Source organism: Saccharopolyspora sp. 7B, assembly GCF_020177435.1.
Taxonomy (GTDB): domain Bacteria; phylum Actinomycetota; class Actinomycetes; order Mycobacteriales; family Pseudonocardiaceae; genus Saccharopolyspora_C; species Saccharopolyspora_C gregorii.
Genome location: NZ_JAIUKC010000106.1, coordinates 1 through 25482 on the forward strand (window position 1 = coordinate 1; position 25482 = coordinate 25482).

Sequence of the window (25482 nt, forward strand, 5' to 3'; positions counted from 1 at the left end):
GGTCGGGGGTGGGGATCGCGTCCGGGGTCGGCGCGGGCTGCGGCGTCGGGCTCGGGTCCGGGGTGCGCTGCCCGGTCGCGCCGTCCTCGGTGGTCCCCGCCTGCTCGGCGGGTTCCTCGATCCGCGGGACCGCGATCGGCTCCGGCGGGGTCAGGCCCATCCTCAGCAGCCCGGCGCGGTCGGTGTGCACGTAGACCCGGTCGCGGGCGTGCCGCGGCTCGCCCCAGCCCTCGGGCGCGCCCGCCCGGTACCGCGGCGTGAGGGTCCAATTCGCCATCGCGTTGACCAGGAAGGTCTCGCCCGCCGAGCGCTGCTCGGACTGGGCGTCCTTGAACTTGCCGTCGGCGGCCGAGGTGCGCTGCCACGAGTAGCTCGGGCCGGGCAGCGAGACCTGCGGCGACTGCCGGTAGTTCGCCCCGGACGCGTCCACGGCCTGCCGCGGGTCGGCCAGCGAGTCCAGCCCGACGCGGCCGGTGAAGCCGACGCCCGGGCCCTCCTTGTGCTGCTCCTTGATCGCGGTGGTCTGCGAGTCCTTCGTGGTGAGCCCGGCGTCGTCCCCGGTCGGCACCACGTGCGCGTCGTCCAGCTCCGCGGTGAGCAGCACCGATTCCAGCGGGTGCGGGGTGTTCTCGGCGGCGTGGCCGTCGTGGTCGAGACCGCCGATGCGGTAGCCGTCCGCGCGCATCGCCGCGGGCAGGTGCGCCGACAGCGCGCTGGTGGTGGTCCCGGTGAGCAGGCCGTGCCGGGTCCAGGTGGCGCGTTCCGGCACCGGCGGCGCCGCGTCCGGATCGGCGCCCGGGGTTCCGTCCAGCACGTCCCGCACGACCCGGTGCACGTCGTCGGAGTTCGCGACGACGTGGCTGACCTCGGGGAGCTCGTCGATCCGCCCCGGCTGGTGCTCGCCGAACCCGAGCTCGCCGACCGGGACGCGAGTGCGGACCGCGTCGCGCAGCGTCGGCAGCACCAGGGTCTCGCCGGTGCTCGCCGGGGCGCCCCGGTCCGCGAGGCCGCCGGTGAGGGTGTTCGGGGTGCGGTTGGCGTGCGCGGTCTTGCGCACCTCCAGCCGCAGGTCCAGGTCGTGCCCGAACGTCGCGAAGTCGCTCTTGGCCGAGTAGGTGCGGGTGTTGTCGCTGCTGTGCGTCTCGACGTGCTTGTCGCTGGACTTCGAGGTCAGCCCGACCTGGCCGAGCAGCGCGCCGCGGCGGTGCTGCTCCTCGCCGCCGCCGCGCAGCAGCACCATCGGCTGGGCCTTGCGCTGGTGCCCGGTCTTGCCGGTCTCGGTGGTCGAGGAGGTCGTCTTCGTCTCGTGCTTCTCGCTCCACCCGGATTCGACGCCGTCGAACCTCCCGAGGCCCTGCTCGCCCTTCAGCGTCAACGAGACGTCGACGGTGCCGAGCGGGCCGGGGACGGAGGCGGTCCAGTGCTTGCCGGGTCCGCGCAGGTCGGACAGCAGCGCCTGCAGGCCGCTCGGGGCGACGTCGCGGGCGCTCTGCCGGTACACGTCCTGCCCGGCGAGGCGTTCGGCGTCACCGAGGGCCAGCGAGGTGAGGTAGTCGCCGAACTGCCGCAGCGCGCTGCGCGGCACGTCCTGCTGCGGCACCGCGGCGAGCACGTCCTTGATCCCGCTGAGCAGGTGCGCGGTGACCTCGGGGCGGACCGTGGCGGTGGTGTGGCCGTCGGCGTCGATGCCGGGCGGGGCGTTTACGGCGCCGCCTGCCGGTTCCGGCTCGGGGCCGAGGCCGTACCTGGCGAGGTCCGCGACGGGCACCCAGAGCTGCGCCGAGCCCGTGCGGTGCGCTTCGAGGTGCACGGCCGCGTCCGGCCGGTCCGGATCGCCGCCGCTGAGCAGTGCGGTGGTGTCGTACTCGACCAGCTGGGCCGGGCCCTTGTAGGTGGTCGTGGTGGTGCGCTCGAACTCCTGGGCCTCGGACCGCCCGTGCGAACCGGATTCCGCCTCGCCCGCGCTGAGCACCGGCGTCGCGGACGAGGAGGCGCCGGAGCCGGGGTTGCCGATGCGGGCGCGGCCGGTCCAGCCGCCGCCGGTGAAGGTCTCGGTGCCGTGCCCGGTGCTACCGGTGACCTTGCGGGTGAAGGTCAGCTCGACCTGCTGCACCGGGCCGTTCGGCCGCGCGTTGCTGAGCGCGAGGTGCAGCTTGAGGTCGCCGATGCGCTGCTCGGTGGGCCGCAGCGCGCCCTGCTCGTAGCGGTGCACCGAACCCTCGTAGGCGCCGGTGACCACGGCGTCGAAGTTGACCGCGACCTCCTCCGGCGAGACGAAGGAGTGCGCCTGGTGCGCGGCGATGACCTTGTTGTCGCCGAAGCCGCCGAACACGTCCTCGGTGATCCGGTACCCGTCGATCTCGGGCAGCTGGAGGCCGTGCAGCACGAAGTTCTCGGGCAGCTCGGCGGGCTCCCAGCCCTCCGGCCTGCGCGGCGCGTCGTGCTCGACCCGCTGGTACCGGGCGGCGGGCTCGGGCTCGCCGGTGCGCGCGGCCGGGTCGAGCAGCCCGCCCGCGTAGGTGGTGGCCCGGCCGCCCTCGACGATCCGCTCGGCGAGCACGCCTTCCGCGCCGTGCACGGTGATCCGGTAGTCGATGAGCTCGGGGTGCGCGACGACGTCGCCGGACTTCCAGCCCCGCCCGCGACCCAGCCCGCTCGCGGTGGTGAGGGTGGCCCGCTCGGTGTCCGACTTGTCGTTGCGCTGCAGGTTGAGGTCGAGCCCGCCGAACCGGCCGAGCGACGGCGCCCGCCCGCGCAGGCCACCGCCGGCGCCGAGGGTGCGGCCGGACTTGGCGGCGGTCTCGTGCTGCACACCGGTGCTGCCGGTGAGCTCGCCACCGAGGCCGGCGCCGGGCACGGTCGTCGGCGAGCCCGGGGCGTCCGGCGTCGTCGGCGAGCTCAGCGACGACCGCTGGAAGGTGCCGTAGCCGGTGTCGGCGCGCGGCACCGTCTCCACCAGCACGCCCACCAGGTCGTCCGGGGCGCCGGAGACCGCGTGCCGGGCGCGGGTGAGCACGAAGGACGTGCCGGACCCGTTGAGCGCGGCGGACCGGCTGCTGAACCCGCTCTCCGACACGGCGTCGGCGAGCACGGCGGCGTTCTCGGTGGCGTGCGCTTCGGCGGTGCCCGCCGAGTCCTCGGGCGGCAGCACGCCCTCGGGCAGCATCTCGCGCAGCGCGGCGGCGACGCCTTCGACGTTCGGGTAGCGGGTCTCGGCGGCGCCGAGGACGTGCTGCGGCGGGAACGGGTCGCCGCCGATGAACTCGGGCGCGGTGCCGTCCGGGCTCTCCCCGCGCCAGGCGGTGGCACCGGCGGGCACGTCCACCGAACCGTCCTCGACGACGCCGTCGTCGAAGCGGATCCGCAGGTCGTAGGTGAGGTCGGCGGTCCCGACGTGCAGCGCGCCCTTGCGCTCCCAGGCCAGCTCGGTGCGCAGGTCGTCGTTGCGGGTGACGCCGTGCTCCTCGTGCGAGGTGAGCTTGCCCTGCACCGCGCCGCGCACGTCGATGCTGTTGCCCGCGTCGTCGCCCCAGACGTTCTGGGTGAGCCGGACGCGGCCGCCGAGGTCCACCGGCTGCTCGACGGTGCGCTCGGCGGCGTGGCCGTCCTTGCGCCCGGACTTGGTGGCGATCTTGCCGTCGAGGTCGCCGTCGGTGACGTGCTCGCGGTTCGCCCCGCGGCGGGCCTTGAGCTCCACGGTGGCGGTGCGGTCGCGGCCGGCGGCGCCGACGGTCCGCAGCTGCTCGACGAGGGTGCCGCCGGAGAGCAGGTCCACGCCGCGACGGCTCAGCGAGGTGCTGCTGACCAGCCCGCGCAGGGTGCCGCGCAGCGCGGAACCGATCTCGTCGGCCTTGCCCGCCCAGTCCGGGTGCCGGTGCACCAGCTCGCGGGCCTGCTCGAACAGCGCGCGGTCGCCGCGCAGGCGGGTGGAGTCGCCGGGGCGCGGGGCGCCGAAGTCGGCGGTGCCGTCGGCGTCCTCGGTGGGCCGCAGGCCGTGCAGCGAGTTCGGGGTGCTGACCGTGACCGCGCCCGGCGTCGAGCCGCTGACCCGCACCGCGGCGTGGCCGTTGCGCAGCACGGTGGCGGTGTGCGCCATGTCGTGCAGGCTGCGGATCCGCTTGCCGCCCGGTTCCACGTTGGAGCCGTGCTGGAACTCGGAGCTGTCAGTGCTGCTCCAGCTGCGCTGCGGGGTGAGGCCCTTCAGGCTCAGCGCCGTCTGCATCGACGTCCCGGGCAGCCACGGCAGCGGGATGCTGCCGCGGTGGGCGTAGCCGTCGTCGCGGATCGACGGCGAGTCCGAGGAGTTCTTGACCTTGCCGAAGCCGCCGGAGGCGTTGTCGAGCTTGTTCTCCTTGCCCTTCTTCGCGGGGGCGGTGGTCGGCGGGGCCGGCTCTCCCCCGGTGCTGTCGTCGTCGAGCCGGGCGCGCACGAGGACTTCGACGGCGTCCTCGCCGATGCCGGAGGAGACCACGAGGCCTTCGCCGTGCAGCGCGGTGAAGCCGTTCTTCAGCTCGGTGTCGGACAGGCCGTGCAGCACCTGGTCGGCGCGTTCCGGCGGCACCGCGGCCTGCAGCATGGCCGAGCGCACGTCGGCGCGGATCGCGGTGCCGTCGAGCTGCTCGGCGCGGACCGCGTTGCGCGGCAGCAGTTCCTGGACCTGGTGGGTCCGCTCCAGCAGCGGCTCGGTCTCCGGCGCGGCGGTCGCGTCGGGCAGCGGGTAGCCCGGCTCGTCGACGGGGCGCGGCCGGTCCGGGATGGGGATGGTGAGGTCGCCGGTGGCGCCGGACGGGCGGCTGCCGTTCCCCGACTCGTCCCCGGATTCGGGCTCGGTGTTGGGCTCGGTGAGCGAACCGGCGTCGGACATCGCGGTGTCGCCGGGGCCGTCGACGAGGGCCTGCACCTGGTCCAGCGCGCCCTGGCCGAGTTCGCGGCGGATCACCTGGTCCAGGTCCTCGCCGGTGGCGCGGTGGAACTCGGCGCGGACCGCGTCCAGCCCGTCCTGGTTGCGGGAGAGCTCGGCGAACTCCTCCAGCAGCGACATCTGCCTGGTCGGCCGGTAGCGCGGGGCGGGGGCCTCGTCGAGGCCCTTCGGCAGCGGCCGCGGGCGCTGGTGCTCGGCCTCGGTCCGCGACAGCAGCCGCTCGGCCTGCTGCGCCAGCCGCACCGGGCCGGGCTGCAGCATGTCGGGCCGCACGCCCAGGTCGAAGCCGACCTGCTCGACGCGCCAGGCGTTGCGCGGCAGGAACAGCCGCTGCCTGCCGGTCATCAGCCCGTCGTCGTCGACGTACGAGTTGAACCGCCGGTGCGGTTCGCCGGTCATCGGGTCGATCGGCAGCTTCTGGTCGTCGAGGCTGAAGATCCGCCGCTCGTCCTTCGGCAGCGCGCGCAGATCGCCGGTCTTGCCGTTCTTCAGCGCGTGCATGTAGTTCAGCGGGAGGCCCAAGTGCGCGCCGATCCGCGTGTTGATCAGGGACGGCCCGTCGGTGACCTCCCACAGCTCCGCGGTCGGCTCGGCGTCGCGCTCCGGGTGCAGTTCCCGGCTCAGGTGCGCCGATCGCCGATCGTCGACGAACTGCAGGTCCACGAAGTACCGGGCCTCGCGGTTCATCCGGCTCGGGTGGAACCCGTTCTCGACGCCCTTGACCGCCTTCTCCCGGAACTCGTCGAGCTCGGCGCGGACCTCGTCCAGCTTCTCCTGCGCCTCCTCGGCCTCCCGGCGGCGCACCTCGGCGATGTCGCGGGACTTCTCTGCCTGCTCGCGGGCCTCCACCACCTCCGGCGGCGGGGTGTCGGAGTCGTCGTCCATCAGGTGCGCTTCGAGCTCGTCGGCGTCGGCCCGGTCGAGCTCGGCGATGTCCCTGGCCTCGTCGGCCTCGCGGCGGAAGCTGTCCGCGCGGTCCTGGTGCTGCTCCAGCAGCGGGTCGGTGTCCAGGTGGACCTTGACGGTGTAGACCGGCAGCTCCTTGCCGCGGAAGTCGCGGGTGCCGCTCATCTCGAACTTCGGCCGCGCCCGGTACTCGTCGGGAAGTCCCCAGAAGTGCCCGACCTCGTGCGCGACGCCGCTGCCGTCGTCCTTGACGTCCCAGTTGAGCTGGTCCATCGCGGCCTTGTCGGACAGCACCACGGTGCGGTGGGCCTGCGCCGGGTCGTCGACGAACTCGAGCCTGCCGTGGAACTGGTCGCCGCCGGGTAGCCGGAAGCCGGTGTTGTGGATCTCGTCGACGGAGCGCAGCGCGCGCTCCTTGAGGTCCTCGATGCGCTGCTGCTGGGTGGCGAGCTCCCGGGCGGCGGCGTCGGCCTTGGCGCGCTGCCGCTCCGCCCGCTTCTGCGCGGCGTCGGCCTGCGCCCGCGCCGAGCGGACCTCGGGGTCGTGCGGGGAGCCGCTGAGCTCCAGCAGGGTGGCGGCGTTGTCCAGCGTGCTCGCGCGCTGCTCGGCGCGGTCGGCGAGCCGCGAGCGCCGTCCGGCGGCCTCCCGGTGCGGGGCGAGCAGGGCGTCCGCGTTCAGGTACGCCTTGAAGGTGCGGTGCTGCAGGGTCCGGCCGGGGCTGACCTCGATGCGCTGCACGTCGTAGACGATGTCGCCGGTCAGGTACTCGGCGTCGAGCGCCAGCGTCGGGCGGGCGTCGCTCGGCAGCGCCGTGCTCGCGGTGCTCGGGTCGGGCTTGGTGACCGTGCTGCTCAGCTGCAGGTCGAGCGACTCGGAGTCCACCGTCGCGTCCGGGATCGGCCGGAGCAGGTGCTGCCACTCGGCCGGTTCCAGCTTGTTCCACAGCGGGTCGAACCAGGAGGCGTGCTGCACCTCGGTGTGCCGCCACTCGGACGAGGTGGCGGGCGGTTCGACGCCGTCCTGCCAATGCTTCCCGTACAGCTCGGTCTCGATGCTGGTGACCAGCACCGTGTTCTCGTCGCGCAGCGCGCTCTTGGCACCGATCCGCACGCCCAGGCTGCTGAGGGTGTGCCGCTGGGCGCCGCGGACCTCGGCGTCGAGCACGTTCGCGGCGCGCCACAGCGCGGTGCGGAGGCGGTCCCGCGCTCCGTCGGCCTGCTGCGTGGTGTCGCGGACGGCGGCGCCGAGGGCGTCCAGCGCGGCGCGGGTCTCGCCCTGCGGCAGCTGGTCGCGCAGCGGGCCGACGGCGTCCGCGAGCTCGTGCAGCGGCAGCGACGATTCGCGGGCGACGCGGACCGCTTCCAGGGCAGCGGTCAGCTCCGCGACGGGCCGTTCCGGTTGCAGCGCTTCCAGCTGCGCTTCCAGCGACCGGTGCAGGCCGTCGAGCACCTCCTGGGTGCGCTGCGCGCTCACCTCGGGGCCGTGCGCCTCGGTGTGCCAGCCGTGCACCCGGATCTCGAAGGGCGCGCGCTCGCCGCGCGCGACCTCCAGCAGTTCGGTGGCCAGCGAGCGCGCGGTCTCGTCCCGCAGCTCCAGCGCGGCGTCCTGCGGCAGCCGGGCCGGGTCGGCGTCGTCGAAGTGGCCGACCCACTCGACCATCTCCTCCGGCGGCTCGGACTCGACGGAGGCCATCGGCTGGTCCGGGTCGAGGTCCATCGCCGCGGCCGGGGTCGGCGCGTCGCCGTAGCCGGGAGTGGGCGCGTAGCCCGGAGTCGGCGCGTGCTGCGGCGTGCCGCCCCACGGCTCGGTGTCCGGCACGGACGCGGTGTCCGGGAGCGAATCGGCGTCGTTCCAGCCCGGGGTGGGGGCGTCGCCGCTCCAGCCCGGAGTGGGCGCGTTCCCGGTCCAGCCCGGGGTGGGCGCCGACTCGTAGACCGGGGAGTCGACGTCCATGTCGTCGGGGCTCGCGGCCGGGCGCGTGCGCCGGGTGGTCTCCGCCAGCGGTTCGGTGATCCGCCCCGGCTCGGGGCGCGCCGGCAGGTCGCCGTCGTGGCCGAACCGGGCGAGCGCCTCCCCCAGATCGGCGAGTCCGCTGGGGTGCGCGCCCTCGTGATCGTGCTTGGTCCAGCCTGCCGGGTCGGGCTGGATGCGCACGGTTCCGTCGTCGCCGACCACCGGGTGTCCGGCGATGAGCCGACCGTCCGGCAGATGCAGTACCTGCGCGTCGGTCGTGATGATGCCGAAGTCGGTCGCTTCCACCAAGTCCGGCAACCAACCGAGCCTGCCGCCACCCGACACGGCCAGGACCCCGGGCACGTCCTGCCCGTAGTTGCGGTTGGTGGCCGATTCGATGAACGCCGCGGGCTCCAGCACCCCGCCGTCCCAGAGCGCGATCCGGTGGTCGTCCGGGCGCACCGAGGCGATCAGCACGTCCACGTCCCGGTACTCCGGCGAGAGGTTGCGGGCCTGGGCGACCGCGGAGCGCACCGAGCTGCCGGGAGCCGGGTAGAGCAACCCGCCCTGCGGGATTCCGACCGTCTGGAGCCGGTGCTCGGTGTCGTTGCTGCCGGTGTTCACCCATTCCCGGGTAGCGGCGAACAGCTGCACCACCTGCTCGCGGGCGTCCGGGCTCAGCGGCAGCACCGCCAGCAAGTCCGCGAGCTCGGGCAGCCCGGCAGGGGCGCGGCCCAGCAGGTTCGGCTCGGTCATGAGCGCGTCCAGCACCCGGTCGATGCTCGAGTCCTTAGCGGCCAGCAGCATGGCCGCGCTGAGCTCGGCGTGCACCTGGGTCTCCCCGGTGTCGAGGGTTCCCGCCCAGAACCGGAACTCGTGCCGGTCCGAGTCCGCACCGGTGATGTGCCGGAAGCTCAAGCCCTCGGCCTTGTCCCGGTTGAGCCCGCCTGCCTCGCTCGCGGTGGTGACCTGGGACGGGTCGGCGGGCAGCGGGCCGGGGCCGACCATGGTCAGCAGCCGCTGCTTGGCGCTGCCCGGGTGGTTGCCCAGGCGGTAGAGCACCGACTCGAAGCCCTTCTGGATCCGTGCCAGCCGGACGTGCTCGGACGGGGTCAACTGCTGCGGGAAGCTGACGTTGACGTGCCCGCCGGTGTTCGCGGCGGACGCCTCGTGCCGCTGCAGCAGTCCCGTCAGCTCGGCGATGTCTCGCCAGGTGTCCCGTTCGACGCCGGGGCGCAGGATCGGCGAGACCAGCTCGAAGCCCTGCACGTGCGCGGTCTCCTCGACCAGCGCCCACTTGCCGGCATCGCGCGCCTGCCCGACCCGCTCGTCCTCCGGATCGAGCAACGGGCGTTCGGTCTGCTCCGGAGGCAGGAAACCGGTTTGCCGGAGTTCGCTGGCGAGACCGGTCAGCTGGGCTTGGAATCCCGGGTCGGCGTTGCTCGCGCGCTTGCTGGACCACTGCGACAGGTAGGCGGACTCGCTGCCCGCCTCCTGCAGGCCCTCCACCGTGTTCTGGTACTGCATCTCCAGCTCGAAGCCGAACCGGACGTCGGGCCGGGAGCTGGCCCCGCCGGGAACGCCATCCACGTGGAAGGTGATCGGGTTGAGGCCGTTGGCGGCGTCGAGGCGCGCCCGCTCGTAGCCGCCGCGCAGCTCGTCGGCGACGACCCGGCGGATCTGCTGCACGGCCTGCTCGGCCCGGTCGGCGGCGGCGCGCAGCCCGTGCAGCGGGACCCCGCTCAGCGACGGCGCATCGGCGGCGCGCACGACCTGGGCGAACCGCTCCAGCTGGTCGCCGGTGAAGCGGTGCGCGCTGGTGCTCAGGTGCCTGCGCATCAGGTGGGCGGCGGCGCGCAGCCGCGCGGCCGGGCCCTGGCTCTCGGCGAGGCGCGGTTCCTGGAACTCCGGCGAGTGCGCGGGGACCTCGCCGATGTGCTGGCCGAGCACCTCGGCGTGCCGGGTGCGCAGGCCCGCGTTGCCGGCCTCGTCCGGGACGCCCATCAGGCTGCCCGCGGTGTCCGGTTCGACGGGCAGGCCCAGCATGGAGCCGATGGCGCGCAGCCGGTTCGGGTCGCCGAACGTCCACGAGGTCTGGTCGCCGCGGCCGGCGGCGTCCAGCGTCACCGAGTGGTGTGGTTCCTCGCCGGGGCCCGCTCGCAGCACCCGCACCCGGAGCACGTCGCCGTTGGGCAGCACCAGGTTCGGCCGGTTGAACCGCCGGTCCACGTCGTGCACCATCCGCGCCCAGTCCGCGTCGGCCGCGGTGCGCGGCAGCGAGCTCTGCTGCCGGATGCGCACGGTGGCCTCGCTGACCAGCACGCCGTCGGAGGACACCGCGCGGCGCACCTCGAACGCGGAGCGCTGCACCACGTCGGTGTCGGGCTGCTCGCGGATGCGGCCGCGCTGCTGCACCGGCGCGGAGTCGAGCCGGGCGCGCAGGTCCGGCGAGATGCCGGAGCGCTCGGTGCCGGATTCGAGCAGGCGCGGGTCGAACCGCGGGTCCGGCGGCGGGGCCGTGGCCGGGGCGGACGGCTGCCGGTCCTGCCCGGTGCCCTCGGCGGGCTCGCGCTGCGGCGCGTCGGTCCGGGCGTCGGCCATCTCCACGTCGCCGTGGTCGCCGAGCATCCGCAGCAGCTCGGGGTCCGCAGGCGGCAGGTCGCCGAGCGCGGCGAACGGGTCGCCCGCGGCGAAGGTGCCGTGCGAGGCGGCGGTGAAGTCCGGGCCCGGCATCTGGTCGCCCTGCGGCGGGTTCCCGGCGCCGTCGGTGGCCGGGTTCGCGAGTCCGATGCCGTCCAGGTTCCCGAGGTCGCCCCAGGTCGCGGGATCGCCCAGGGCGCCCCAGTCGACCGGGTTAGCCGGGTCGACCGGATTCGCCGGGTCACCCGGGTTAGCCGAGTCGACCGGGTTCGCCAGGTCGACCAGCGCGTTCACGTCGAAGTCGCCGAGGTTCCCGAAGTCGATCGCGTTCACGTCGAGCGCGGCGAACAGGTCCGGGTTCGCAGTGGTCCCGTCGCCGATGTTCCCGGTGGTGAACGGGTCGGTGCCCAGCGGGTCGGTGGTGAACGGGTCGAACACCCCGCCCGTGCCGGTGCCGGTCCCGTCCAGGTTCCCGAACAGGTCGAGATCGCCGAGCCCGTCGAGGTCCAGTTCCGGCAGCGGTTCCGCGGCGAGGAAGTCCTCGAAGTCGAGGACCTCCTGCGAGTAGCCGCTCAGGTAGCGCTCGGCGCGGTTCGCGTCGGCCTCGGGCAGCGCCGACTTGATCCGCTCGTCCAACGAGGTCTCGCCGTCCCGGCCGAACCGCTCCCGCACCGCGTCGATGCCCGCCTGGTTGCCGACCAGGTCGCGCAGCTCGCCCAGCACCAGGTCCGGCTGCACCTCGGGCCCGCCGAGCAGGAATTCGAGGCGCCGCGCGACGCGCTCCGGGCCGGGCTGCACCACGTCGGGGCGCATGCCGGACGCCCGCGCGATCTGCTCGATGCGCCACAGGTGGCGGGGCAGCAGCTCGCCGACCTGCTGGCCCATCAGGCCGCCGTCGTCGATGTAGGCGTTGCGGCGCGGGTGCCGTACCCCGGTGGCGGTGTCGATGGGCAGCGGCGGGTCGGCGCGGTTGACGACGCGCCGCTCGTCGCGCGGGAGCTGTCGCAGCTCGGCGGCGTCGCCGGAGCGCAGCGCGGACACGAAGTCCGGGGTGAGCCCGAGGTGCGCGGCGACGTGCTCGGCGGCGGCCGCGGCGTCGTCGGAGCTGCCCCAGTGCTCGGTGTCCGTGGTGGCGACGTCGGCGGCGTCGCTGACCTTCAGCTTCTTGTGCGCGTAGAACGGCTCGTCGACGAAGGAGACCTCGACGCCGTACCGCGCCTTCGGGTGCATCCGGCTCGGGTCGAACAGCTCGCGGACGCCCCGGGTGGCGCGTTCCTTGAGCTCGGCGAGATCCTGGGCGACCTCGTCCACCCGCTGCCGCGCGCGGTCGGCTTCGGCGCGCAGCCGCCGCGCGTTCTCCCGGGAGCTCTCGGCCTGGCGCTGCAGCGCGGCGGCGTCGTACATCGGAGCACCGTGCTCGTCGCGCGCCGCGGGCATCGTTCGCGCGTTGAACTCGTCGGCGGCGGCGGTGAACTCCGCGCCGTCGGCCTTCTTCTCCGCCTCTTCCGCGATCTTGGTGCGGTGTTCGGCGAGGTGCGCCTCGTCCAGGTGCAGCCGGATCTGGTAGTCCCGGATCTGCTCGCCGCCGAAGTCCCTGGTCCCCCGGTCGTAGCCGTTCAGGTCGGCGTACTCGTCGGGCAGGCCGTAGGAGTGGAACCACTCGTGCTCGCCGATCTTGCCCGTCATGTCGATGTCCCAGAGCAACTGGTTCGCCCGGACCTTCTCGCCGACCCGCACCACCTGGTGCGCGGCGGACGGATCGGTGGCGAACTCGATGCGAGCGTGGAACTGGTCGCCGGACACGGCCATCCGGCGGCCCTGCAACGGGTTCTCGGCGACCTGGGCGCGGACCCGGTCCTTCAGCGCTTCGACGCGCGCTTCCTGGCGGGCGAGCTCGGCGGTGGACGCGTCCGCCTTCCGCTGCAGCCCGTCGACCTCCAGCTGGGTGAAGTCCGCGGTGGCCCGGGCGGACACGGCCTCCTCCGGCTGGTTCGCCGCCTCGTGGATCTCGACCATCAGCCGGTCGCTCTTGAGGACCTCCTGCTTCGCCTCCAGCAGCTCCCGGTCGCGGTTCGCGGCTTCGCGGGCCGGAGCGAGGAACGAGTCGGTGTCCAGGTACGGGCGGTAGGTGAGCTCCTGCACGAACCGGCCGGGCCGGACCTCGATGCGCTGGAAGTCGTAGGTGATCTGCGTGGTCACCGTTTTCGGGCCGAACGCGAACGCGGCGCCGTCCAGGGACGCGGCCCGCGGCGCGACCGTCGCCGCCATGGTGCCGATGGCGTCCTCGGTGCGCACCGTGCCGTCCGGGATGGGCCGCCGCAGGTGCTCCCAGTCGGAGGGTTCGAACCTGCCCCAGTGCGGGTCGAACCAGCTGGCGCGGGTGACTTCGGCGCGCCGCCAGGCCGGGTCCTCGACGGACGGTTCGGAGTCGGCCTTCCACGGCTTCGCGTAGTCGGTGACCGGCGCGGTCGTCACCCCCGCCGAGTCCAGCAGCGAGTACTCGCGCTCGACCACGAGCGGGACGTTCAGGTCGTGCAGCGCGCGCCGCTGCTCGGCGGGCACGTCCGGCTGGGCGGCCGCCAGCTCCGCTTCCAGGGCGGCGGTGAGCCGGGAGACGACCTCGTCGCTGCGCCGCGCGTTGGTGGCCGGGTTCTCGTCGACGCTGTGCGAGACGACGTGGATCTCGAACGGTTCGCGCTTCCCGGCGGCCACTTCCAGGAGTTCGGCGGCCAGGGTGCGGGCGGTGTCGCCGTGCAGTTCGCGGACGGCCTCCGGCGGGAGCGCGCCGTCGCCGGAGGACTCCAGCAGCGTCGACCAGCGGCTGACGGGCTCGACGCGCGCGTCGTCGACCAGGGCGTCGAGGCCCGGAAGCCAGGCGTTGACGTCGTCCGTCGGCGGCAGCGTCCCGAAGTCGCCGAACTCGCCCCAGTTCGTCCCGAACGGGTCGTCCTGCGCGAACTGCTCCCAGAACTGCTCGCCGAACGAGTCGGGGAAACCACCGTCGAACAGGTCGCCCTGCGGGGCCGGGGCGGGACGCGCCGTGCTCTGGACCGGGTTGCCGGACGCGTGCTGCCGGTAGTAGTCCCAGTCGATCTCGCCTTCGGCGTCCTCGTCGGAGCGGGAACCGTCCGAGGCGTCGTCCATGTCGACGTCGGAGTCGGCGTTCCGGTCGGAAACGAAGTCGGGGTCGGTCTCGCCGTCGGCGTCCTCGTCGCCGCGCGAGCCCTCGGACGCGTCGTCGGACATGTCGATGTCGGAGTCCTCGTCGCGGTTCGAGGCGAACTCCGGGTCGAGCTCGCCCTCGGCGTCCCGCGCGGTCTCCAGCGCCGTCGCCAGGTCGGACTCGCCGGTGGCGTAGGAGTGGCCTTCCTCCAGCACGACCCAGCCGCGCGGATCCGGCTCGAACCGGATGGTGCCGTCCCGGTCGCGGACGACCTCGCGGACCGCGAGCAGCCTGCCGTCGGGGGTCAGCGCCACCTTCGAGGCCGCGTAGACGGTGTTGTCCACGACGAGGTCGCTGACCCAGTCGGATTCCACGTCCTCCGCGAACGGGTCCGGACCCTCGTGCGTCACGTCCGGGTCCGGCTGCAGCACCCCGGAGACGGCCAGCGCGATCGGGTTCTCGCCGCCGATGCCACGTTCCTTCAGCGAGGAGACGAACCCGGTGCCGTCCACCGGTTCGCCGTCCCACAGCTGCACCAGGTCCGGGTTGTCCGGGGCGAGGGTCGCCAGCACCAGGTCGGTGTCCGGCAGGTTCGGCAGCCGCCGCGCCACCTGCACGGCGGAAGCCACGGAGTTGCGCGGGTTCGGGAAGTACAGCCCGCCGCCGGGCAGCGTGATGCTCTGCGCGCGGTCGTAGCTGTCGTTCGTCCCGTCCAGGGTCCACGGTTCGGTGTGCGCGAACAGCTGGACGGCCTGCGCCTCGGATTCGGGGCTCAGCGGCAGCAGTTCCAGCAGTTCCTGCAGCTGCGCCAGGTCCGCCTTGCCGTGGTTGAGCAGCGCGGGCCTGGACATCAGCTCGTCGAGGCGCGCGTGGATCGTCGGGTCCTGCGCGGCGGCGACCATCGCGGCGGTGAGTTCCGCGCGCACCTGCCACTCGGCTTCGTCGAGGCTGCCCGCCCAGAACCGCATCTCCACGCGGTCGCTCGCCGAGCCCTCGATGTTGCGGAAGTTGACCGCGTCGTACTTCGCCTGCCGCTGCGCGCCCTGGTTGAGCACGTGCAGGTCGCCGACCGCGGAGACCGAGGCCGGGTCCACCGGCAGCGGGTTCGGGCCCACGTAGTCCAGGCTGCGGTCGCCGCTGCCGTCGGTGTGGTTGCCGAGGCGGAACAGCACCGATTCGAAGCCCTTGGTCAGCTGCGCCAGCCGCACGTACTGCTGCGGGGTGAGGTGCTCGGCGAAGCTCAGGTTGACGTGGCCGCCGGTGCCCCCGGCGTTGCCGCCGTGGTCCCTGACCAGCCCGAGCACGTCGGCGAGCCCGGGCCAGACGGCCGCGTCGTCGCCGGGCCGCAGGATCGGCGAGATCAGCTCGACGCCGGCGGGGAAGGACGCCTCGTCGGCCATCGCCCAGCCGTGGGCGTCGTTGGCCCGCTTGACGATGTCGCCGCCCTGCTTGGGCAGCGGGAACCCGGTGCCGTCCTGCTGGGTGTGGCCGCCGTCCTTGAGGTCGGTGAACAGCTCGCGCACGCCGTTCTCGAAACCGGCTTCGGGGAGGCTGAACTCGACCTCGAAGCCGAGCTTCACGCCGGGTCGCGAGGTCACGCCGCCGGGCACACCGCCCTCGTGGAAGACGATCGGCGATCCGCCCTCCTCGGCGCGGGCCTTCGCCTCCTCGTGCAGCCGTTCCAGGCGCGCGGCGCGGTCGGCGCGGACCTCGCCGAGCAGGACGCGGGCGTTCACGTCGAAGGCCCGCAGTTCGTCCGGGGTGGCGCGCGGCAGGTCGTCGCCGCGCAGCGCCTCCCGCCAGCTCGCGAGTCGTTCCCTGGCCTGGTCGAACCGCGGTTCGCCGACCGGGGCGGCGTCGAGGTTGCGCTGCAGCGAGCCGAGGGTGCGCTGCGCCTGGTCCACCAGCGGGGCGATCTCCGGCGGCAGGGCCGGTGCCGGGTCGTCGCCCATGACGAGGCCGCGGTCACCGCCGGCGTGCTGGTCGGCCGCGTGGCCCGGCCCGTCCTGCGGCTGGTCGAGCCCCAGCTTGCGCTGCATCACCTGGATGGCTTCGCCGAGGTCCGCGCGGCCCGTCTGGTCCGGCGGGGTCATCGAGTCGCCGATGTAGTCGCCGTGCATGACCCAGCCCCGGGGGTCCGGCGCCACCAGCACCCGGCCGTCCGGGCCCTGCGTGAACACGCCCGCGACGAGCCTGCCGTCGGGCAGCCACAGCACGTTCGAAGCGGTCAGCACGGCCTCGTTCTGGAAGTTCTCCGGCTCGAAGAGGTCCCGGAACCACGGCGCCTGGTCCACGCCCGAGATGGCCAGCACGATGCCGTGCCGGGCACCGAAGTGCCGCGAGGCGATCGTCTCGATCAGCTGCGGCCCGGAGAGGAACCGGCCGTTCCACAGCATCAGCCCCCGGCCGTGCGGATCGAGTTCGCCCAGCACGAGGTCGACGTCGGGGTAGGGCTGCTGGTCACGGGCCGCCCGGACCGCGGCCTCGATGGAGTGCCGCGGGGTCGGGAACATCAGCCCGCCGTCGGGCGTGCTGACGGTGACGATCCGCTGGTGGGAGTCGTTCTCGCCGGTGTGCCGCCAGGGGTCGTTGAGCGCGAACAGCTCGACGGCCTGCCGCTGCGACTCCGGGCTCATCGGCAGCAGTTCCAGGAACTCCACCAGGTCCGGCAGCGCGGCACCGGTGTTCCGGCCGACGAGCTTGGGCGCGTTCTGGAGCGCGTCGAGCCGCGGCTGGATCGACGGGTCCTTCGCCGCCGCCAGCATCGCGGCGCTGAGCTCCACGTGCGCCTGCCACACGCTCGCCTTCGTGCTGCCCGACCAGAACCGGAACTCCACCCGGTCCGCCGGACCGCCCTCGACGTGCTTGAAGTTGATCGCGTCGTAGCGGTCCCGGCTGAGCGACCTGACCTGCTCCGGCGTGGTGATCTTCGCCGGGTCGGCGGGAATCGGGTTCGGGCCGACCATGTGCAGCGCGCGCTGCCCACCGCCCGGGTAGTTGCCCAGCCGGTAGAGGACCGCCTCGAAGGCCTTGGTCAGCTGCGCCAGCCGCACGTGCTCGCGGGGGGTGAGCGGCTCGTCGAAGCTCAGGTTGACGTGGCCGCCGGTGCTGTCGGCGTTGCCGTCGACCGCTTCGACGTCGCGCAGGATCGAGTCGAGCTGGGCCCACATCTCCGGCTGCCGGTCCTGCCGCAGGATCGGCGAGACGAGCTCGGCGCCGTAGTCGTGGGCGGTCTCCTGCACCAGCGCCCACCTGCCCCGGTCGTGCAGCTCGCGGACGATCTTCGCGTTCGGGTCGGGCAGCACCTCCAGCACGTTCGACTCCAGCTCCTCGCTCTCGCTGGAGGACCAGCGCGACGAGTCGCTGTCGGAGTCCGGGCTCATCGGTTCCGGCCGCGCTTCGCTGACGGGCTCCGCGACGACCGGATGCCACTCGGAGTGCCCCGCCTCCTGCAACCGGGCGCCGAGTCCGGTGACCTTCGCGGTGGCGCCGTCGTTGTCGGTGCCGAGGAACTTGAACTCGACTTCCAGCCCGACCTTGACCCCGGGCCGGGAGCTCACGCCGCCCGGCACGCCGTCGCGGTGGAAGACCGGTTCGCGGGCGCCGTCGGCGCGGGCCTGCTCGGCGCCGCGGAAGATCTCGCCGATGTCCCGGACGCGCGCGTCGCGGACCTGCGCGGCCAGTTCGCGCGCGGAGCTCTCGAAAGCGCGCAGCGCGGTGTCGGACAGGGCGTTGAGCGATTCCAGCGAGTTCGTCCACCCGGTGACCTGCTGCCGCGCCTCGAGCATCGCCTCCGGCGACAGCGCGTTCAGGTTCCGCCGGACGTCGGCGACCAGACCCACCAGCGGGTCGAGCCTGCCTCGGGCGTCGTCGAGCATCCGGACGCTGCGCTCGCCGTCCGGGGCGGCGGTGCCGGTGGCGTCCTGGTCGCCGGAGGTGTGGACGCTCTCCGGGTCGCCGAGGCGGGAGACGTCCTGCGAGCCGAGCAGCCGCGTGCGGCCGCCCTCGAAGATCTCCGGCCTGCCGTGCGGGACGTACTGCTCGCCGACCTGGTCGGACAGCAGCGAGTGCAGCCCGGCGCCGACGGAGGGCTCGGCCTCGCCGAGGCGGCAGCTCAGCCACAGCAGGTTCGTGCCCTGCGTCCACTCCGGGCCGGGACGGCCCGCGCTGAGCAGCAGCCTGCTCATCTGGTCCTGGTCCAGGCGGTGCAGCTCGCCGCTCTTGTCCCGGACGGTGAAGCGGCCGTCGCTGAAGTGCGGGGCCACCACGTAGTTGTCGCCGTCGACGGGCGCGCCGTAGAGCCGTGCCGCGTTCTCCCCCGCGCCGGACTCGAAGGCGTGCCGCATGATCTCGGCTTCCGCGTCGCTGCGCGGGAACCCGACACCGATCGCCTCGCCGTCCTTGCCCGCGGGCAGCGGCACGAAGTCCACGTCGGCGAAGGTGAGGTCCTTGCCGCGACCGCCCGCGGGGCCCTCGGCGCGGTCGCCGCCGCCCATCTCCATGCCGGATCCGGCGTCGGAGTCCGCGTTCGGGTCGTAGCGGCCGTCGTTGTAGAGCACGTCGACGGCCGAGGTCATCTCGGACGCACCGGTGGACCAGGTCTCCCGGCCGCGGTGGTGCACCGTCCACCCGGCGGGGTCGGGCTGGAAGGTCAGCGTGCCGTCCGGGCCGGGCACCATCCGGCCGGCGTGCAGGCCGCCGTCCGGGGTGCGGACCACGCCGCTGTCGGTGGCCAGCACCGGGTGCGTGGACTCCTCGACCAGCGCGGCCAGCACCGGGGAGTGCCCGGCACCGGACGCGGCGAACACGACGGGCTGCTCCATGCCGATGCCGCGGCGGGTGGCGATGCCCTCGACGAAGGCTTCGGGGGTGGCGGTGCCGCCGCCCCACAGCGCGACGTGCGAGCCGTCCGGCGTCAGGTCGGCCACGACCAGGCCCGCCCCGTCCGGCAGCACGACGTCGCGGGCGGCGGAGACGGCGTCCGGCGTCGCGGTGCGCGGGCCGGGGAAGTACATCCCGCCGCCGCCGAGGCTGATCGACTCCGAGCGCAGGACCGGGTCGTTGGTGCCGGTGTTGCGCCACGGCTCGGTCGCGGCGAACAGCTGCACCGCCTGCCGCTGCGATTCCTCGCTCATCGGCAGCATTTCCAGCAGGTTCAGCAGGTCCGGCAGCTCCGCGGACCCGCGGCCCAGCAGCTGCGGGTCGGCCATCAGCCGGTCCAGCCGCGGCTGGATCGACGGGTCCTGGGCGGCGGCCAGCATCGCGGCGCTCAGCTCGGTGCGGACCTGCCAGTACGCCGGATCGGTGCTGCCGGACCAGAGGCGGAACTCGACGCGGTCCTGCGGCGTGTCCTCCACGTGCAGGAAGTTGATCGCATCCTCGCGGCCCCAGTTGAGCTCCTGGACGTCGGCGAAGGTGAGCTCCGCACTCGGGCGCGCCGGCAGCGGGTTCGGGCCGACCTCGTGGGTCTCGCGGTGCGCGCCGCCGCCCGGGTAGTTGCCGAGCCGGTACAGCACCGCCTCGTGCGCCTTCATCAGCTGTGCGAGCCGGTGGTACTCGGCGGGCGTCATCGGCCGGTCGAAGCTCAGGTTCACGTGCCCGCCGGTGCGGCCGGCGTCGCCCTGCGCCTGGTTGACGGTGTCGAGCAGCGCACCGAGCTCGGTCCAGGCGGTGCCGCCCGGTTCGCCGGTTCGCAGGATCGGCGACACCAGTTCGACGGCCTGCTCGTCCGACGGTTCTTCGGCCAGCGCCCACTTGCCCGCGTCGTTCGAGATTCCGGTTTCGCCCTTGTCCACCATGGACGGCGTGGCGAGCATTCCCTGCCGGTGCAGGGCGTCACCGAGGGCACCGACGCGGGCGTCGAAGTTCTCGCCGTGGAGCTGGAACTCGACCTCCAGCCCGACGCGCAGGTCCGGCCGCGCGGAGGCGCCGCCGCTGATGCCCTCCGGGTGGAACTGGACCGGCGAGGCCCCGGACTGCGCGATCGCCTGCGCCTGCTGGAGCTGCTGGGCGAGGCCGCGGGCCCGCACGCCGCGGATGTTCTGCAGCAGCTGCTCGGCCTGACCGACCCGCTCGCGCAACCGGTCCAGGTCGACCTGGGAGAACGTCTGGGCGTCCAGACCCTGCGCCCAGGCAGCGGCCCGCTGGCGCAGCTGCGGGAGCACCCCGTTCGGCAGCGCTTCCGGTGGCAGCACGGCGAGGTGGCGCTGCAGCTGCGGAACGGCGCCTTGCAGCCGGTCGACCAGCTGGGCGCGCTCGTCGACGTGCGGCGCGCCGAGGTCCGGCATCGCCACGTCCTCGTCACCCATGACGAGGGCGCGCTCCCCGTCGTGCGCGGGGGCACCGTCCTCCCGCGCGGTCGCACCGTCCGCCGAACCGTTCGGCCGCCGGGATCCCTCCGCGGAGACCGAAGCGACGGCGGCGTCGAGGTCGGCGTGCCCGGTGGGCCGGGTGGTCCCGCCCTTCTCGTGCAGCACCCAGCCGTCCGCGGCCGGGCGGTGGCGCACCACGCCGTCCTGGTCCACGACCTGGTCCACGGCCCGCAGCCCGCCGTCCGGCCCCTGCACCACGGTCGCGTCGGTGGTGAGCACCGGGACGTCGATCCGGTTCACCAGCTGCGGCAGCCAGCCGCCCTTGCCGCCGCCCGCGCCGAGCGCGAACACCGAGGGGCCGCCACCACCGAGCCGCCGGAGCCTGCTCTCGACGAGGTCGCCGAACTCCTTCGGCGGCAGGGCTCCGCCGTCCCACAGCTTCACCCCGGCGCCGCCCGGCGCCTGCTCGGCGACGACCAGGTCCGCGCCGTCGGGGACGGTGGTCCGCCGCGCGGTGGAGACGGCGTCGGCGATCGAGGTGCCGGGCGTCGGGAACCGGAGCCCGCCGTGGGGAGTGCCGATGGTCTGGGCACGCACCCGGACGTCGTTGGTGCCCGTGTCGTGCCACGGTTCGGTCGCGGCGAACAGCTGCACCGCCTGCTGCTGCGCGGCCTCGCTCATCGGCAGCAGTTCCAGCAGGTTCAGCAGGTCCGGCAGTTCCGCCGAGCCGCGGCCGAGCAGCTGCGGCTCCGCCATCAGCTCGTCCAGCCGGGCGTGGATCGAGGGGTCCTTCGCCGCGGCCAGCATCGACAGGCTCAGCTCGGTGCGCACCTGCCAGAGCGCCGGATCGGTGCTGCCCGCCCAGAACCGGAACTCGACCCGGTCGCCGGGGCCGCCGTCGACGTTGCGGTAGCTGACCGCTTCCTCGCGCTCCTGGTTGAGGCGGCGGACGTCGGCGTAGCCGAGGTCGGCGCGCGGATCGATCGGCAGCGGGTTCGGCCCGACCTGGAAGGTGTTGCGGTGCCCCACGTCGCCGGGGTGGTTCCCGAGCCGGTACAGCGTGGACTCGAAGGCCTTGGTGAGCTGCGCCAGCCGCACGTACTCGGACGGGGTGAGCACCTGGTCGCGGAAGCTGACGTTGATGTGCCCGCCGGTGCCCGCGCCCGCTTCGCCGTCGTGGTCCCGGACGGTCTCCAGCATGTCCTGCAGGTCCGCCCACGGCATGCCGTCCTCGCCGGTGCGGATGATCGGCGACACCAGTTCGACGCCGTGGTCCAGGTCGGGCTCCTCGACCATCGCCCACTTGTCCGCGGCGTGCGCTTCGAAGGTGTCGGTCTTGCCGCCCACGCGGGGGTCGTGCAGCACGCCCTGCTCGAGCAGCGAGGCGCCGAGCTCACCGGCCCTGCGGTCGGGGTCGGCGCCGGGCAACCGCACCTCGACCTCGAAACCGACCTGCGCGTCGGGCCGGGCGGACTGGCCGCCCTCGACGCCGAACAGGTGGAACTCGACGGGGGATCCGCCGTCGCGGGCGGTCTCGCGGGCCTGCTCGAACTGCTGGGTCAGGTGGGTGACGCGCTGGGTGCGGGCGTTGTGCAGCAGCGCGGACGCCTCGTTCAGCCGGGACCGCAGCTGGGCCGCGTCGGCGGCGGCGAAGGTGCCCCCGCGCGCGGCGTCGATCCACAGCTCGGCGCGCTCGCGCAGCCGCGGCGCCGCGTCGGCGGGCAGCGCGTCGACGTGCCGCCGGACCTGTTCGACGGTGTCGTTCAGCGCGGAGGCCAGCTCGGCGCGCTCGCGGCTCGGTGCGGCGACGTCGTCGCCGCCCATGATGACGCTGCGCTCCGGGCGTCGCTGGAACAGGCCGTCATCGGACTCGGAGTCGGAGTCGTCGTCCCGGCGGGACGGGCCATCCGCGCCCTCCCGGCGCGGCGGCCTCGCGAACAGACCGTCATCGGACTCGGAATCGGAATCCTCGTCCCGGCGGGACGGACCACCGGTATCCTCACCCGCCCGCGGACGCACCGCGAACATCCCGTCATCCGAGTCCGAATCCGAATCGCGACGATCTCGGCTCGGCTCGCCCCACTGTGGTTCGGCGAAGGACGGAGCCTGGTCGCGCGGAGCGTTCAGGAAATCCTGGCGGGTCAGCAGCGCGTCGGAGTTGCGCCGGGCGAAGTCGAGCAGTGACGCCAGCCGATCCGTGCGGGGGCCGGTGGGGATGTCCACCTCGTCCGCGAGCTGCAACAGCGCTTCCGCACCGGGCCGGGGCTGGAAGGGTTCGGGTTCGGCGAGCCGGTCCAGCTCCGTGACGAGGCGCAGGTCGCCCTGGTCCGGCCGGCTCAGTCCGTAGAGGTCGCTCGCCCGCGATGCCAGTTCGGCATCGGTGGCGTGCCAGCCCAGCTCAGCCCGGGCGACCAGGTCGGCAGGCGAACCGTCGCGGACCACTGCCGGGGTGAGGAACTCGGCGAGCCACTGCTGGTGCCCGGTCTCGGACAGCACGAACAGGTCGCGAGCCGCCTGCGGGATCGGCACTTCGGTGAACCCGTTTCGGTCCCAGCTGGTCGTGGTGATGGAGCGGACCTGCTCGGCCAGCTCTGGCCGCTCGGCGATGAACCGCAGCGCGCTGGTCAGCACCAGCTCCGGGTCCGCGTGCTTGGTCAGTGCGGATGCGAGGCGGGTGAGCCGCAGGTCCCCTTCCCGGTTGTTCAAGTCCCGCACCAGGGTCTGGACGACCTTGCGGGTCAAGTCGGCGGTGGCATCCGGACCGTCCAGCAGGACGGCGGGGCGCTCCGGACCGCGGAGCCAGCTCTCCGTGAGCATGACCTGGACCGCGCGAATCCGGGGCAGGCCGAGCCCGCTCTGGTAGCCGAGCCGGTGGCTGAACTCAGCCAGTACGTCGGGGCCGGTGCGCATCATCAGCGAATTCCGGCGCGGCCGCATTCGGTCGGTGTCGAAGAACTCCTTGGGAGTGTGGGTGTTGCGCTGACCGTAGAGCTCCTCCTGCGTACGGCCGAGCAGCTCACCGATGTGGTCGAGCAGCACAGCCGCGGCGGGGTGCCTTCGCGGCATCCCGTAGGCCGCGTTGTCCATCATGTTCGACGAGGCGGACAACCATGCCCATCCCTCGGAGGTGTTGATCAGCTCCTCCGCCTCGGCAAGATCCCGGACCTGGTTGTCGCCGTCGGTGTAGAAGCCGCCGAGCTCGTGCAGCAACGCGATCCGGGCGATGTCGCTCTTCGCTGCCCAGCCCGGTCCGGACATCCGGAGACCTTCGCCGTTGAAGTAGCTGTGCAGCGGCAGCGGATTGCCTTCGTGGAAGAACTCATCGAAGTTGATCAGCCGGATGTCGTTGTCCCGCGCCCATTCGAGCATCTCGCGAGTACCGGCGTGCGGATCCGGGGAGCCGTCGGTGGGCGGCTCCGCGTTGCGGGCCGCGTCGAATTGGGCTCGCGGAATGTCGGTCCACAGCACCGAAGTCCCGTCATAGCGGGATGCGGCCGAACCGAAGTTCTCGTGCACCTCAGCCGACCGGGTACCGGCCTGAACCGGGCTGCCCATCCAGATCGTGTGCAGGATCTTCGGCAGTTCCAGGGTCTCCGGCAGCAGTGGCAGGTCGGAACCGGGTGCCCAGTCTCCGCGCTGCTGCGCGGTGCGGTGGTCCACGAGCACCTGATCCGCTCGGCCGGTCAGGCCGTCGGCCGTGATCCGGGACGGAGCATCGTGGGCGAGGTCCATCGCGTCCAGCAGCGACGGGAGCTTCGCCGAGTCCAGTGCCGGGATGTCCAGGCCCAGCAGGAAATCAGGTGTTGCGGCCGGGCTCAACAGCCCGAACAGGTCCGCACCGAGCAGCGGTGCCGGCTCGGCAGGGGCGTCGACCACCGAGTCGTTCAGGTCGGCCACGATTCGCGCTACCGCGGCCGGATCGTCCGCGGCGCTCCGCCGCCCGGAGCCCGGCGTCGCGCCCGCGTCGTGTGGTGCGCCCGCGCCGTCCTGGTCCGGCACGGCGAAGTGGTCGTCGACGCCGGTGTGCGGCGAGCCCTCCTCGCCCATGATGAGGCCCGTGCGCGCGTGCTCGGGCTGCGCGGGCCGGGTGACCTGGGCGATCGCGTGCCCGAGGTCGAACTGCCCGGTAGGCCGGGAGCCCTGCGGCCGGTGCTCCACCCAGCCGACCGGGTCCGGGCCCGGCCGCATCCTGCCGTCCGCGCCGACCTGCATGGACGCCGCGACCAGGTGGCCCTCCGGGCCGAGCAGCGGGTTGCCCGCGGTCAGCACCGGCTTGCCGAGCTGACCGAAGTGGTGCACCAGCTCGGGGAACCACGGCGCGTCGGCGACACCGGAGATCGCCATCGCGACCGCGTTCCGGTCCCCCATCCGCCGGTGGCTCATCGTGTCGATGAGGTCCCTGCCGGCGAGGGTCTCCCCGTTCCACAGCTTCAGGTCGCCGGTGTCCGGGTCCAGGGTGCCCATCACCAGGTCGGTGTCCGGGTGCGGCTGCACGGTCCGCGCCACCTTGACGGCGGAGTCGATGGTGTTGCCGTCGTGCGGGAAGAACAGCCCGCCGTCGGGCAGGCCCACCGTCTGCGAGCGCCAGTGGATGTCGTTGCCGCCGGTGTCCTCCCACGCGTCGGTGAGCGCGAACAGGTGCACCGCCTGTTCCTGCGCGGCCGGGCTCAGCGGCAGCACTTCCAGCAGGTTCATCAGGTCCGGCAGCGCGGAACCACCGCCGACGCCGAGCAGCTCCGGTTCCCGCATCATCTCGTCGAGCCGGGTCTGGATCGACGGGTCCTTCGCGGCCGCCAGCATCGCGGCGCTGAGCTCCACGTGCGCCTGCCACACGCTCGCCTTCGTGCTGCCCGACCAGAACCGGAACTCCACCCGGTCCGCCGGACCGCCGGTGACGTGCCGGAAGCTGACCGCGTCGTACTTGTCCCGGCTCAGCGAGCGGACGTCCGACGGGCTGGTGACCTTGGAGGCGTCCGGCGGGATCGGGTTCGGGCCGACCATGTGCAGCGCGCGCTGGTTCGGGCCCATCGGGTAGTTGCCGAGCCGGTACATCACGGACTCGAACGACTTGGTCAGCTGCGCCAGCCGGTGGTACTCGCGGGCGGTGAGCGGCTGGTCGAAGCTGATGTTGACGTGGCCGCCGGTGCTGTCGGCGGTGCCGCCGTGCTCCCGCACCGAGTCGAGCACCGCGTCGACGTCCCACCACATGTCCGGCTGCTGGTCCAGCCGCAGGATCGGCGAGATGACCTCGACGCCGTTCTCGTGGGCGACCTCGTCGACCATCGCCCACTTGCCACGGGAGTGCAGCTCCGCCGACGGCACCCGGTCGGGGGTGAGCAGCGGGGTATCCGGGCTCCACTCCAAGAAGCCGCCCGCGTTGAGGTCCATGCCGAGGTCGGTGACCTTGGCGCCGAACAGCGCGCGGTCCGCCTCGGGGATCTGGAACTCCAGCTCCAGCCCCACCTTCACGCCGGGACGCGAGCTGATGCCGCCGGGCACGCCGTTCTCGTGGAACGGGGGTTCCTCGACACCGTCGGCGATCCGGTCCGAGGCGATGTCGTGCTGCTCCAGCAGCTGCTGGTAGCGGG

Annotated in this window: 1 protein-coding gene (only partly in view); it reads right to left on the reverse strand. The window is 73.4% G+C overall.

What is annotated here, in order from left to right:
* The coding region annotated (locus LCD33_RS17275; protein ID WP_224978035.1) for a hypothetical protein crosses the window boundary (this coding region is incomplete at its 3' end): on the reverse strand, window positions 1–25482 show 25482 of its 39025 nt. 13543 nt of the annotated region lie beyond the right edge of the window.